The sequence below is a fragment of the Pseudomonas sp. TH43 genome, assembly GCF_016650635.1.
GTDB lineage: Bacteria > Pseudomonadota > Gammaproteobacteria > Pseudomonadales > Pseudomonadaceae > Aquipseudomonas.
The window spans coordinates 735,518-749,269 of the sequence record NZ_JAEKFI010000004.1; the positions used below are offsets into that span (position 1 = coordinate 735,518).

Sequence of the window (13,752 nt, forward strand, 5' to 3'; positions counted from 1 at the left end):
TTCAAATCTCCTTGGTCAGGCTGGGGCTGTGGTCAGCCTCGGCGCCATCGTCGTCAGCTGCAGACAATGGCCGCGCCGGCGTGCGTTTCTGGCCAGGACCACCGTCGTTGGTTTCCTTGCCTTCGTCGGTTTTCGGCCCTTTGCGCACCAGGCGCATCATGTAGCCAAGCCCCGCACCGAACAGCGCGAAGTACACCACCACGAACATGATCAGGGTGATGCTCATCTGCATGAAGCTGTGGTTGGAAGAAGCATCCGCCGTGCGCATCAACCCGTAGACCACCCATGGCTGGCGACCGATTTCAGTGGTGAACCAACCGGCGAGAATCGCGATCAGCCCGGACGGCCCCATCCACAACGCCAGATACAGAAACGGGCGCGAGGTGTAGAGCGAGTCGCGCTTGCGCAGCCACAGACTCCACAGACCGGTGAAAATCATCAGGAAACCGAGGCCGACCATGACCCGGAACGACCAGAACACGATGGTCGAATTCGGCCGGTCTTCAGGCGCAAATTCCTTGAGCGCCGGCACCTGCTTATCCAGGGAGTGAGTCAGAATCAGGCTGCCGAGGTAGGGGATCTCCACGGCGAATTTGGTTTTTTCTTCTTTCATGTCCGGCCAGCCGAACAGGATCAGCGGCGTCGCTTCGTCACCCTTGTTTTCCCAATGACCTTCAATCGCAGCGATTTTTGCCGGCTGATGCTCAAGGGTGTTGAGGCCATGGAAGTCGCCAATCACGGCCTGGATCGGCGCGACGATCAACGCCATCCACATGGCCATCGACAGCATGGTACGAATCGCCGGGTTGTCCTTGCCACGCAGCAAGTGCCAGGCCGCCGAAGAGCCGACGAAAAACGCCGTGGCGACGAACGCCGCCGTCGCCATGTGCATCAGACGGTAGGGGAACGAAGGGTTGAAGACGATGGCAAACCAATCGGTTGGAATCACCTGACCGTTGACGATCTCGAAGCCCTGCGGCGTCTGCATCCAGCTGTTGGACGCGAGAATCCAGAAGGTCGAAATCAATGTGCCGATGGCCACCATGACCGTGGCGAAGAAGTGCAGCTTGCGCCCGACCTTGTTCCAGCCAAACAGCATCACGCCAAGAAAACCCGCTTCGAGGAAGAACGCCGTGAGCACCTCATAGGTCAGCAACGGCCCGGTCACCGAGCCGGCGAAGTCCGAGAAGCGGCTCCAGTTGGTGCCGAACTGGTAGGCCATGACCAACCCCGAGACCACGCCCATGCCGAAGTTGACGGCAAAGATCTTCGACCAGAAATGATAGAGGTCACGGTAGGTGTCATTGTGGGTTTTCAGCCACAGGCCTTCGAGTACCGCAAGGTAACTCGCCAGACCGATGGTAATGGCCGGGAACAGGATGTGGAACGAGATGGTGAACGCGAATTGAATTCGGGCGAGATCGAGTGCCTCTAAACCGAACATATGGCTTCCTCTGTCAGGTAAAACCGGCTGCGGGGCTTGTGGCCCCTGCACCTACTGCCCCCACGGATATGGAGTGCGGCGAATTCTGATTCGTTCTTTTTAAAACCATCGCAACGCAGGGAGTCTGGCCGACTGGCCACCGGATCAATTCCGTCTGGGGTCTTGATCTGGATCAAGCAACGTTGAAAGAGTAGTCCCATTTGCGACGAAGAACTGCGTGGTCGTTTGCCGCGTGACAAGTTGCCTCATAACGGGGCCAAGCTCTGCCCTGCATCCCCTCGCCACAGGTGGGTGTTGTTATTGATGAAAAATAGATGTCTGGCTAACTAAATTTTTCGTCATAGCAACTTCCTGTTACAGACTGGTGATAACCTCGGAATTCCCTCCGCACCAGACCTGCCCTCAGATGCCCAGCCAAGAGCCCTTGTTGTTACGTCACCATCGTCCCTTCCTCGCGTTCTGGTTCGCGCGGATTTTCACCGCCAGCGGTTTTCAGATGCTCACCGTGGCGATTGGCTGGAACCTCTATCAATTGACCGGCAACGTCCTCGACCTGGGCCTGGTCGGGCTGGTCGAATTCGCTCCACGCGTGCTGTTCATGCTGCACACCGGGCATGTCGCCGATCGCTACGACCGACGCAAAGTCGCGGCGATCTGTCAGTCGTTACAGGCGTTGATCGCCCTGGCACTGGCCATCGGCAGCGCCACTGATCACGTCACCCGCGAGATGATCTTCATCCTCGCCTTCCTGCTCGGCGCGGCGCGCTCGTTCGAGATGCCGACCACTCAAGCCTTGCTGCCGAGCATCGTGCCAACTGCGCTTTTCCCTCGCGCAGTTGCGGCGGCGCAATCAGCGCAACAGTCGGCGACCATCGTCGCCCCGGCCCTTGGCGGTTTGCTCTATGCGTTCGGCAGCGTCTGGGTCTATGGCCCGACGGTGCTGCTCTACGTCATCGCCTGCACATTGATGCTCAACCTGCCCGCCCGACAAACGCCGTTGAACAAAGGCAAGGCCACGCTGGATTCGTTGCTGGCGGGGGTCCGCTTTATTCGCAGCCGCCCGGACATTCTCGGGGCGATTTCGCTGGATCTGTTTGCGGTGTTGCTCGGCGGCGCGACGGCGCTGCTGCCGGTGTTCGCCAAGGACATCCTGCTGACCGGGCCGTGGGGCTTGGGCCTGTTGCGCTCGGCGCCGGCAGTCGGCGCACTGGGGATGTCGCTGTTCCTCGCACGATTTGCCGTGGAGAGGAATGTCGGTCGAGTGATGTTCACCGCTGTCGGCATTTTCGGCGTCGCCACCATCGCCTTCGGCCTGTCGACCTCGTTCTGGTTCTCGCTGGCGGTACTGGTGGTGCTGGGCGCGGCAGACATGATCAGCATGGTGATCCGCGCCTCTTTCGTCCAACTGGAAACCCCGGACGAAATGCGCGGCCGGGTCAGCGCGGTGAACGGCCTGTTCATCGGCGCCTCGAACCAGTTGGGCGAATTCGAATCCGGCGTCACAGCGCACTGGTTCGGCACGGTGCCAGCAGTGGTCATGGGCGGGATCGGCACGTTGGTGGTGACGGGGACGTGGATCAAACTGTTCCCGACGCTGGCCAAACGAGACCGGATGACGGAGTTGGTGGAAGAGGCGAAGGTCTGACCCTCTTCAGATAACCAACTCCACCGCCACCTTCGCCCGTAAAGCTCTACCACCGAGTTGCTCAACCAGCGTCAACGCAAACTCCAGCGCCGCGCCGGAACCTTGGGCGGTGATGCAGTTGCCATCGACTACCACCGGTTGATCAATAAACGTACAGCCGGAGAGTTGATGGCTGGCACTCGGCAAACAGGTCATGCGCCGCTGGCGCAGTAAGCCGAAGGCTTGCAGGACGACGGCAGGGGCTTCGGCGATGGCGGCAAACAGGCGCCCGGCGCTGGCCTGATCCTTGAGCACTTGTTGCAGTGGTTGATGCGCCGCCAGGTGCTGTGAGCCGACGGCGCCGCCGGGCAGAACGATCAGGTCGAAGGTTTGTGCCAGCACATCGACCAGCATGCCGTCCGCCGTCAGCCGTGTGCCGCGCGCGCAGGTGAGCATGCGCCGACCCTCGACGCTGGCCGCGACCACTTCGATGCCGGCGCGGCGCAACACGTCGATCAGGGTCACGCTTTGCAGATCATCGATGCCCTCGGCGAGGGTAATCAGGGCTCTAAAGGTCATGGGCGCTATCCACTGAATGATCTTTAAAGCGTAGTCAGCTTTGCCCTCAACCGTTCGGGGTAGCCGTTACTTGATGTAAAGCTGGGTCGACATCGTGTTGCGCGGGGCGTTGATCGAGGTGTTGCTGAAGCTGAAAGTGCCCTCCTGCTTGCCTGCCAGATCGAAGGTATAGAGAGAACCAACGGTTTTACTGCCGGGGTTGCATTCGGTCAGGTTGCCGTTATCAAAGGCGCATACCGGGGATCGCGTGCCATTCACTTCGAAGCCGTCCAATGTCGCTTGTGGCTGGCTCTGGCCATAGCCAACCTCCAGCACGTAGACCTTGATGTTCGGTCCGCTGTGATTGCACTGGGTTTGCGGCTGGTTATCGGCAATGTCTTCCAGGCCGCAGGCCGACGATTGCACCTTGATCACTTTTACTTGGGTCAATGGCGGCGCCGATGCCGCGAACGCAGCAGAGGCTCCAGTCATCAGCCCGGCGATTAATCCGAAAGCCGTCATCCAGCGCTTGCTCATGCGATCCACATCCTTAGAAAAAAACAGCGCGCAGTATGGCGCAGTTGGCCCCGGCGCAAAACTTCGCCGACGATCGACACCAACAACCGCCATATTCCTCACGCTGCTGGTATGATGCGCGGCTTTTTCCGGCCCACTACAATTTTCCAGGCGCTTGCGACGGTCTGTGCTTTGCTGTTGAGGTCGATACATTCACGGCGCCATGCGCGCCACGGGGAGCAGACATGCTGGAAAGGCTGTTTCAACTCAAGGCACACAACACCAACGTGCGCACCGAGATTCTTGCGGGCATCACGACTTTCCTGGCCATGGCCTACATTCTGTTCGTCAACCCGAGCATTCTCGGCGAGACCGGTATGGACAAGGGCGCGGTATTCGTCGCCACCTGTCTCGCCGCCGCCATCGGTTCGACGGTGATGGGCCTGATCGCCAACTACCCGATCGCCCTCGCACCGGGCATGGGCCTGAACGCCTTCTTCACTTACACCGTCGTGCTGCACATGGGCCACACCTGGCAAGTAGCGCTGGGGGCGGTATTCATTTCGGCGGTGCTGTTCTTCCTGCTGTCGATCTTCCGCATCCGTGAATGGATCATCAACAGTATTCCGCTGCCGCTGCGCTCGGCGATTGCGGCCGGTATCGGCCTGTTCCTGGCGCTGATCGCCCTGCACAACGCCGGTATCGTGGTCAGCAACCCGGCGACCATGGTCGGCCTCGGTGACCTGAAACAACCTGCGCCGATCCTCGCAACCCTCGGTTTCGCCCTGATCGTTGCCCTCGAAGCACTGAAAGTGCGCGGCGCAGTGCTGATCGGCATTCTGGTGGTGACCATCGTGTCGATCGCCATGGGCTTCACCCCGTTCGGCGGCGTGACCTCGATGCCACCTTCGCTGGCCCCGACCTTCCTGCAACTGGACATCAAAGGCGCTTTGGACATCGGTCTGGTCAGCGTGATTTTCGCCTTCCTGTTCGTTGACCTGTTCGACAACTCCGGCACCCTGATCGGCGTCGCCAAGCGTGCTGGCCTGATGGGCAAGGACGGCCACATGCCGAAAATGGGCCGTGCGCTGATCGCCGACAGCACCGCGGCCATGGCCGGTTCGTTACTGGGCACGTCGACCACCACCAGTTACATCGAATCCGCTGCTGGCGTGAGCGCGGGCGGCCGCACCGGTCTGACCGCCGTCGTTGTCGCGATTCTGTTCCTGCTGGCGCTGTTCTTCTCGCCACTGGCGGCCAGCGTTCCGGCCTTCGCCACGGCACCGGCGCTGCTGTTCGTCGCCGTGTTGATGACTTCGGGCCTGGCGGAAATAGACTGGGACGACATCACCGTTGCCGCACCGGTCGTCGTCACCGCGTTGGCCATGCCGTTCACTTATTCGATCGCCAACGGCATCGCGTTCGGCTTCATTTCCTGGACCGTGATCAAGCTGCTGTCCGGTCGCGCTCGTGAGCTGAACCCGGCGCTGGTGATTCTGTCGATTCTGTTCGTGATCAAGTTGGGTTGGTTCAACGCATGACATTTGATTCCCAGGCTTACGCCGAGCAACTTGAAGCCAAGGTCACGCGTTTGCGTGATCTGCTGGCGCCGTTCGATGCACCCGAGCCGACGGTGTTCGACTCGCCGCTGCAGAACTTCCGTCTGCGCGCCGAGTTCCGCCTGTGGCGCGAGGGTGGCGATCGGCATTACGCGATGTTCGCTCAGGACGACAAGCGCACGCCAATCCTCATCGAAGAATTCCCGATCGCCAGCCTGCGTATCAATCAGTTGATGCCGCAGTTGAAAGCCGCATGGCAGGCGAGTTCGGCGCTGAGCCACAAGTTGTTTCAGGTGGAGTTCCTGACCACGCTGTCCGGCGATGCGATGATCACCCTGTGCTATCACCGCCCGCTGGACGAACACTGGCAGGCGGCGGCATCGAAACTGGCGGCGGATCTCGGCGTCAGCATCATTGGTCGCTCGAAGGGCAAACGCGAAGTGCTCGGCCTCGATTACGTCGTCGAGAAACTCGAAGTCGGCGGCCGCACCTTCAGCTATCGCCAACCGGAAGGCGCGTTCACCCAGCCCAACGGCACGGTGAACCAGAAGATGCTGAACTGGGCGTACGAAGCACTTGGCGATCGCACTGACGATCTGCTGGAGTTGTACTGCGGCAACGGCAACTTCACCCTGCCGCTCGCCACCCGCGTGCGCAAAGTGCTGGCCACCGAAATCAGCAAGACCTCGGTCAACGCGGCATTGAGCAATCTCAGCGAAAACGCTGTGGATAACGTCACGCTGGTGCGCCTGTCCGCCGAAGAGCTGACCGAAGCGCTCAACGAAGTGCGTCCGTTCCGTCGCCTGCAAGGCATCGACCTGAAGAGCTACGAGTTCGGTAGTGTCTTCGTCGACCCGCCACGTGCCGGCATGGACCCGGACACCTGCGAGCTGACCCGGCGTTTCGACAACATCCTCTACATCTCCTGCAACCCGGAAACCCTGGCGGCCAACATCGCCCAGTTGCACGACACGCACCGCATCACGCGCTGCGCGCTGTTCGACCAGTTCCCGTGGACGCATCACATGGAATCGGGTGTGTTACTGACCCGCCGTTGATTTGCCGCAGATGCTGGACACAAGAAAGCCGTCGTGATTGACGGCTTTTTTTGTGGACGATCACACAGCGGGGTCGATTTTGCGCGGACGTCCGCCCTTCTTGCCATTGGCCCGTGCTGCTTCAGACTTTGCAGCACTGCTTTGACGACCGTTGCGCGAAGCGACTACCGAAGCCGCCATCGCCATCAGTGACGGACTCGCCGAGATCAGTCCGGCGATGGAAACATCGAGGTCTTTGCCCTCGTGGCAAAGTGCAGTGCCCGCGAATCCTATCGTCAGGTTCGCATAATCCTGTGCATCGAATCCGTTGAACTCAGGATAGCGATTCACCGGCAGCAACACGCCGCTGCCGTCTTCAAAACGAATGACCAAAGATGGTTTTTCATAGGTTACAGAGACAGCCTGCAAGCTGCTGGCGCGGTTTGCTTCCCCGCGTTTGATTGCTGCATCGATCGTTTCTTCCGTCAATGGCCTACGTGCGGAAGGCTTTGCCTTGATGATGTTCATAAATTGATTTCGACTCCCTCCAATGCGCCTATCAAGGTCAGAAAGGTCTTGTCCCCTTCTGGCTCATAACGTGCCGAACCGACTCTGTAAGTTGTGTGAGTGACGACTTTCATCCCCAGCACCTGGTTTGAGTGGTTGTCCCACAATTTATTGTCGAGACAGACGGTTTGTAATCTCGACCACCAAATCCTACGGGCCCGTCGCAGATGAGCGGGCTGTTCAAGGGATTGGCACAAGCCTTCCAGCACGGCCAGCGGCGGTCGACAAGAGAGCGGAGCGACATCCCAGACCTCAATATCGTTATGCCAGAAACTAAACTGCAACCGGGCATTCCAGGCGCCTGCGTTCACGTGAACATGTGGCGGGCAATGCTCATCTCGCAGCATGACGACAATCGACAATCCTTTGTAACTGCACACCCGCATGCTAACCCATCCGTTAGGTTAATAAGTTTCAGGATTTGATATCCCGTTCAAATCCGACGACTGGTGAACAGCTCGACCAGGCCTCCCACCGCAGTCAAGGCTAGCGTCGAAGCGGTCGGTGAGTGGCACAGTTTTCGGGAAAAACCGTAAGCAAAGCTGTCGTCACATCTCGATCCAAGCGCAACGCAAATATTACTTGTGTGCGATCACCGAACATAAAACGCCACGGCCATTTTTGTTCAATTGACCATGGTAACCATCTGGTACATTTTATCTCCACAGGCTGAAACCTTCGGCCAAAGCCAAAAACAATAAGTGGAGTCACCCCCTCATGCCCCCTATCGTTCTGGTGCTCAACGGCCCGAACCTGAACCTGCTCGGCACTCGAGAGCCGGCGACTTACGGACACGAAATCCTGGCGGACATCTCTGCACTGTGCGGTCGCGCGGCCGAAGAGTTCGGCCTGGCCGTGGAATTTCGCCAGACCAATCACGAAGGCGAACTGCTCGACTGGATTCACGCTGCTCGCGGTCGTTGCGCCGGGATCGTGATCAACCCGGCCGCGTGGACGCACACCTCGGTAGCCATTCGCGATGCCTTGGTCGCCAGTGAATTGCCGGTGATCGAAGTGCACCTGTCGAACGTCCATGCACGCGAGCCGTTCCGGCATCACTCGTTCGTCTCGGCCATCGCCACAGCAGTGATGTGCGGGTTCGGCAGCCATGGCTATCGTCTGGCCCTGGAACATTTCAGCCAGCGGCTGAAGGGGCAAACAGCATGAGTCGCCACAACGTGATACTGGCCGGGCTGATCGGTGCTGGCATTCAGGCCTCGCGCACGCCAGCGCTGCACGAGCACGAGGGTGATGCACAGGGCATGCGCTACCTGTATCGATTGATCGATCTGGATCAGCTGAAAATGGACACCACCGCCCTGCCCGATCTGCTGCTGGCGGCAGAGCGAATGAACTACACCGGACTGAACATTACGTTTCCGTGCAAGCAGGCAATCATGCCGTTGCTGGATGAATTGTCCCCGGAAGCCAAGGGCATCGGCGCGGTAAACACCGTGGTATTGAAGGACGGCAAACGTGTCGGTCACAACACCGATTGCCTCGGTTTCGCCGAGGGTTTTCGCCGAGGCTTGCAGGACGCCGCCCGTGAGCGTGTGGTGCAGATGGGCGCCGGTGGTGCGGGCGCGGCAGTGGCCCACGCCCTCTTGAGCGAAGGCGTACAGCAATTGAGCATTTTCGACGTCGACAGCGACCGCGCCGAGAGTCTGGCGAACAATCTCAATCAGCATTTCGGCTTCGGTCGCGCGGTGGCCGGCCGAGATCTGCCGAGTACGCTGAACCAGGCAGATGGTCTGGTGAACACTACGCCGATGGGCATGGCCAAACTGCCGGGCATGCCGGTGCCGGTCGAGTTGCTGCGCAAGGAGTTGTGGGTCGCGGAGATTGTGTATTTCCCGCTGGAAACCGAACTGCTGCGCAACGCCCGTGCCTTGGGTTGCCGCACGCTGGACGGCGGCAACATGGCGGTGTTCCAGGCAGTGAAGGCGTTCGAACTGTTCAGCGGCGTGGTGCCGGATGCACAGCGGATGCTCGCGCATTTTCAAAGCATGAACGGGTGAGGATCAAAAGATCGCAGCCTGCGGCAGCTCCAGGGATCGGCTGCGATCTTTTGATTGTCAGGCTTGCAGGTAGCGCAACACCGACTCGCAGATCATCTCGCGATGCCGCTGCTTGATGCTTTCATCCGGCAGATCGATCTGAAAAATCTCGCCAAACGTATGCCGGTTCGACACGCGATAGAAGCAGAACGAGCTGATCAGCAAATGCACGTCCAGAGCATCCAGCCCGCTGCGGAATACTCCCTCCTCAACACCGCGACGCAGAATCTCGCCAAGTGAATCGAGGATGGTGTTGTTCATCGCCTTGATCGCGTCGGAACGCTTCACGTATTCAGCGTTGTGAATATTCTCGATGCTGACGATGCGCACGAAATCGACGTTGCGGTCGTGGTGATCGAAGGTGAACTCCACCAACCGCCGAATCGCCACCACCGGCGACAGTTCGTCGAGGTGCAGTCGGTTCTCGGTGCTGCGGATATCACCGTAGAGCTTCTCCAACACCTCGACGTACAACTGTTCCTTACTGCCGAAGTAGTAATAGATCATGCGTTTTGAGGTATGGATGCGCTCGGCGATCGCGTCGACGCGGGCACCGGACAAACCCTGCTGGACGAATTCGACGATCGCCTCTTGCAGGATGTTCTCGCGGGTCTTTTCCGGGTTGTTCTTGCGACTCTTGCGCGGCTCTACCGCTGGTAAGACGGAAGCTGCGGGGAGTTCTGGGATCATTGTCATTGCGGGCTCACGGCCATCACTGCACAGGCGGCGATTATGAGCCGCGCGGCACAGTGAAGGAAGCCGCGCAGCCCGTGTTTAATCCCGCGTTTACGAATTCCCTACAACTTAGCCTGGCGAACGGCGCCACTGCGTGATTTGGCCATCGCTGCCAGACGTACGGCGACGTTCGCCGCACCATAACCGGCATAACCGTTTTTACGCTGGATGATCTCGAAGAAAAAGCGTCCTTCGAACGGCTCGGTGTAGACGTGGAACAACTCACCGCCCTGCGCGTCACGGTCGTAGAGCACGTTGTAATACGCCAGCTCGCTGAGGAACTCGTCGTCGAAATCGAAACGTGCGGCGAGGTCGTCGTAATAGTTGAGCGGGATATCCAGCAGCGGCACTCCGGCCTCTTTGGCGCGACTGACTTCAGCGAAGATGTCGTCGCAATCGAAGGCGATGTGATGCACACCAGAACCGCGATAACTCGACAAGGCGTGGGAGATCGCAGTGTTGCGGTTCTCTGAGATGTTCAGCGGCAACCGGATCGAACTGTCGCGGCTGCGCAGCGCGCGGCTCTTCACCAGACCGTACGGGTCGGGCAGCACTACTTCGTCGTCGGCCTCGAAATCCAGCAGGCTTTTATAGAACAGAACCCAACTGTCGAGGCTGTCGGCGGGCAGCGCCATGGCCATGTGGTCGATGCGCTTCAGGCCGCCACGGGCCGTCGCGTTTGTCAGCAGGTTGAAATCGGTGCCGTAGACATCGGCCTGTTCATCCACCAGATAAATCAGGCTGCCGTCCGGCGCGCGCACGGCCGCCAGCTCCAGTTCATTCGGGCCGACCAATCCGCGATAGGGCTGCCCTTTGTAAGCGACGGCACGGGCCAGTGCACTGGCGCTGTCCTTGACTCGCACAGCCGTCGCACACAGCGATGGGCCGTGAGCCTCGAAAAAACTGTGGGCAAACGAATAGGGTTCGGAGTTGAGGATCAGGTTGATATCGCCCTGGCGCAACAGGCTGACGCTCTTGGAGCGGTGCTGCCCGGCCTTGACGAACCCCAAACGTTCCAGCCAATGGCTGAGCTTCGCGCCAAGCGCTTCATCGACGGCAAACTCGAGAAATTCGATGCCGTTGTATTCACTGGCTTTCGGCGTTTCGAAAAGTATTTCACGGTTCGCCACAGGTTGGCTGTCCTGCTCCAGACGCTGGCGGGTCTTCTCTTCCAGATACAGCAGCGAACGCAAACCGTCAGCGGCATTGGCCCGTGGCGGCGCCGCACGGAAGCCGTCGTTGAAGATTTCCAGCGACAGCGGCCCGGTGTAACCACTCTGAATGATCGGCGCGAGGAACCCCGGCAGATCGAATTCACCCTGCCCCGGGAAGCAGCGGAAATGCCGGCTCCACTCCAGCACATCCATCGCCAGAATCGGCGCGTCAGCCATTTGCACAAAGAAGATTTTATCGCCGGGGATGTCGGCAATCGCACGCGGATCGCCCTTCAGCGACAGGGTATGAAAACTGTCGAGCAGTACGCCAAGGCTCGGGTGATCGGCCTGACGGACGATGTCCCAGACCTGTTGATAAGTATTCACGTGGCGGCCCCAGGCCAGCGCTTCGTAACCAATGCGCAAGCCACGCGCGCCGGCGTGTTCGGCCAGCAGGTGCAGGTCATCGATGAGGATTTGCTGATCGCCGACGCTGTCCGCCGAAGCATTGCTGCACACCAGCACCAGATCGGTGCCCAGTTCCTGCATCAGGTCGAACTTGCGCTCGGCACGCTCCAGGTTGCGCGCCAGGCGATCACGGCGGCAGCCTTCGAAATCGCGGAACGGCTGAAACAGAGTGATGGCGATGCCGAGATCGGCGCACATCTGTTTGATTTCCCGCGGACTGCCGTCGTAGTACAGGAGATCGTTTTCGAAAATCTCCACCCCGTCGAACCCGGCGGCGGCGATGGCTTCGAGTTTTTCCGGCAGGGTGCCGCTCAAGGAAACGGTGGCAATGGAACGCTGCATGCTTCAACTCCCGGACTGCGCGGCTTTAATGTAGGAGCTGCCGCAGGCGGCGATCGTTTGATCTTTATTCGTGAAAGCAAAATCAAAAAGATCGCAGCCTGCGGCAGCTCCTGCATGGGATGGGTTTTTATAGTGGGGAAATTATTGGCTGCATCGAACGCGGCAGCAATTTAAAGTGTACTAGCCGGTTAGTTTTGCGTGCGATTATCGAACACAATGGCGTTTTGGCGAATTGACGATTTTTCGTCCGCTGCCCACCATCGACTGCACATTGAGTCCGGATCTGAACCACCGGTCGCAGCGTGCACGAAAAAAGCACACCAAATAAAAAATCCAAAAACGGGTGGAACACATGATTCCTTCACAGACTTCCCGCATGGCCCCGGCCATGAGCACTGCCACGGGTGGCATCGGCGACAAGATCCGCGGCGCCATGGCGGTCGGCAAAACCCGTTGGGGCATGCTGGCACTGGTGTTTTTCGCCACCACCCTGAACTACATCGACCGCGCCGCACTCGGCGTCATGCAGCCAATCCTCGCCAAGGAAATGAGCTGGACGGCGATGGATTACGCCAACATCAACTTCTGGTTTCAGGTCGGTTATGCGATCGGTTTCGTCCTGCAAGGGCGGTTGATTGACCGGGTCGGCGTCAAGCGCGTGTTTTTCTGCGCCGTCCTGCTCTGGAGCCTGGCCACCGGAGCCCACGGTCTGGCGACATCGGCGGTCGGCTTCATGGTCTGCCGATTCATCCTTGGCCTGACTGAGGCCGCCAACTACCCGGCCTGCGTGAAAACCACGCGCCTGTGGTTCCCGGCCGGCGAACGCGCCGTGGCCACCGGCATCTTCAACGCCGGCACCAACGTTGGCGCGATGTTCACGCCAATGTTGCTGCCATTGGTGCTCCACGTATGGGGCTGGCAAGCGGCGTTCCTGTGCATGTCGGCACTGGGCGGGATCTGGCTGTTGTTCTGGGGCTTGAAGTACTTCAACCCGGAAGATCACCCGAGCGTTAAACAGTCGGAACTCGATTACATCCAGCAGGAAGTGGAACCGGAACAGGCCCGCGTGCCGTTCTCGAAAATCCTCCGCATGCGCGGCACCTGGGCCTTTGCCCTCGCCTACTCGCTGACTGCACCGGTGTTCTGGTTCTACCTGTACTGGCTGCCGCCGTTCCTCAATCAGCAATACAACCTGGGCATCAACGTCACCCAGATGGGCATTCCGCTGATCATCATCTACGTCACCGCCGATTTCGGCAGTGTCGGTGGCGGCATTCTGTCTTCGTTCCTGATCGGTCGCGGGATGAACTCGATCAAGGCGCGGTTGCTGTCGATGTTCCTGTTCGCCTGCTGCATCATCGGCGTGGTCATGGCGGCAGGTTCCGCCAATCTGTGGGTTGCGGTAGCTGCCATCTCCCTGGCCATCGGTGCGCACCAAGCGTGGACGGCGAACATCTGGAGCCTGGTGATGGACTACACGCCCAAGCACATGATGAGTACGGTGTTCGGTTTCGGCGGCATGTGTGCGGCGATTGGCGGGATGTTCATGACCCAGATCGTCGGCCATATCCTCACCGTCACCAACAACAACTACACCGTGTTGTTCACCCTGATCCCGGCGATGTACTTCATTGCGCTGACGTGGATGTACTTCATGGCCCCGCGCAAAATCCCGACCGTCACCGAATAAA

13 protein-coding genes are annotated in these 13,752 nt (G+C 59.4%); 6 read left to right on the top strand and 7 right to left on the bottom strand.

The window, feature by feature from the left end; genetic code table 11:
• Position 1: 1 nt before the first annotated feature.
• On the bottom strand, positions 2–1,444 hold the full coding sequence (locus JFT81_RS19655; protein WP_201228585.1) for a cytochrome ubiquinol oxidase subunit I: 1,443 nt from the start codon (positions 1,442–1,444) through the stop codon (positions 2–4).
• 406 nt (positions 1,445–1,850) lie between these two features.
• Between JFT81_RS19655 and JFT81_RS19660 the strand changes: the two genes are divergently transcribed.
• Positions 1,851–3,089, top strand: a complete 1,239-nt coding sequence (locus JFT81_RS19660) for an MFS transporter (RefSeq protein ID WP_201228586.1) — start codon at positions 1,851–1,853, stop codon at positions 3,087–3,089.
• A gap of 6 nt (positions 3,090–3,095) precedes the next feature.
• Here the strand turns inward: JFT81_RS19660 and JFT81_RS19665 are convergent, their stop codons facing one another.
• Together JFT81_RS19665 and JFT81_RS19670 are read right to left on the bottom strand one after the other, a co-directional pair.
• Positions 3,096–3,647 carry a DJ-1 family glyoxalase III gene (locus JFT81_RS19665; RefSeq protein ID WP_201228587.1) on the bottom strand — a complete coding sequence of 184 codons (552 nt, stop codon included), beginning with the start codon at positions 3,645–3,647 and terminating at the stop codon, positions 3,096–3,098.
• A 66-nt stretch (positions 3,648–3,713) separates the two neighbouring features.
• Positions 3,714–4,163, bottom strand: coding sequence for a DUF4879 domain-containing protein (locus JFT81_RS19670; protein WP_201230592.1), 450 nt, complete (start codon positions 4,161–4,163; stop codon positions 3,714–3,716).
• A 224-nt stretch (positions 4,164–4,387) separates the two neighbouring features.
• Between JFT81_RS19670 and JFT81_RS19675 the strand changes: the two genes are divergently transcribed.
• The gene (locus JFT81_RS19675; protein WP_201228588.1) at positions 4,388–5,683 is read left to right on the top strand and encodes an NCS2 family permease; all 1,296 of its coding nucleotides are present in this window, start codon (positions 4,388–4,390) and stop codon (positions 5,681–5,683) included.
• Positions 5,680–6,759 carry a tRNA (uridine(54)-C5)-methyltransferase TrmA gene (gene trmA / locus JFT81_RS19680; RefSeq protein WP_201228589.1) on the top strand — a complete coding sequence of 360 codons (1,080 nt, stop codon included), beginning with the start codon at positions 5,680–5,682 and terminating at the stop codon, positions 6,757–6,759. The genes JFT81_RS19675 and trmA overlap by 4 nt, the downstream gene beginning before the upstream one ends.
• Before the next feature lie 60 nt (positions 6,760–6,819).
• Here the strand turns inward: trmA and JFT81_RS19685 are convergent, their stop codons facing one another.
• Together JFT81_RS19685 and JFT81_RS19690 are read right to left on the bottom strand one after the other, a co-directional pair.
• Complete coding sequence (locus tag JFT81_RS19685) at positions 6,820–7,266, bottom strand: DUF2442 domain-containing protein (protein ID WP_201198104.1); 447 nt, start codon at positions 7,264–7,266, stop codon at positions 6,820–6,822.
• Positions 7,263–7,691, bottom strand: a complete 429-nt coding sequence (locus tag JFT81_RS19690; RefSeq protein ID WP_201198105.1) for a DUF4160 domain-containing protein — start codon at positions 7,689–7,691, stop codon at positions 7,263–7,265. Before JFT81_RS19690 ends, JFT81_RS19685 begins: the two co-directional genes overlap by 4 nt.
• Before the next feature lie 331 nt (positions 7,692–8,022).
• Here JFT81_RS19690 and aroQ point away from each other — a divergent pair, with 331 nt between their 5' ends.
• On the top strand, positions 8,023–8,472 hold the full coding sequence (gene aroQ, locus JFT81_RS19695) for a type II 3-dehydroquinate dehydratase (protein ID WP_201228590.1): 450 nt from the start codon (positions 8,023–8,025) through the stop codon (positions 8,470–8,472).
• On the top strand, positions 8,469–9,323 hold the full coding sequence (locus JFT81_RS19700; RefSeq protein WP_201228591.1) for a shikimate dehydrogenase: 855 nt from the start codon (positions 8,469–8,471) through the stop codon (positions 9,321–9,323). The genes aroQ and JFT81_RS19700 overlap by 4 nt, the downstream gene beginning before the upstream one ends.
• 57 nt (positions 9,324–9,380) lie before the next feature.
• Here JFT81_RS19700 and JFT81_RS19705 read toward each other — a convergent pair whose 3' ends face one another.
• Positions 9,381–10,058: a TetR family transcriptional regulator gene (locus JFT81_RS19705; RefSeq protein ID WP_201228592.1), complete on the bottom strand. Its 678-nt coding sequence runs from the start codon at positions 10,056–10,058 to the stop codon at positions 9,381–9,383.
• Between the two features lie 101 nt (positions 10,059–10,159).
• Positions 10,160–12,061: a 3-dehydroshikimate dehydratase QuiC gene (gene quiC, locus JFT81_RS19710; RefSeq protein ID WP_201228593.1), complete on the bottom strand. Its 1,902-nt coding sequence runs from the start codon at positions 12,059–12,061 to the stop codon at positions 10,160–10,162.
• Between the two features lie 352 nt (positions 12,062–12,413).
• On the opposite strand from quiC, the gene JFT81_RS19715 reads away from it, so the two are divergent.
• On the top strand, positions 12,414–13,751 hold the full coding sequence (locus JFT81_RS19715; protein WP_201228594.1) for an MFS transporter: 1,338 nt from the start codon (positions 12,414–12,416) through the stop codon (positions 13,749–13,751).
• Position 13,752: the final 1 nt, after the last annotated feature.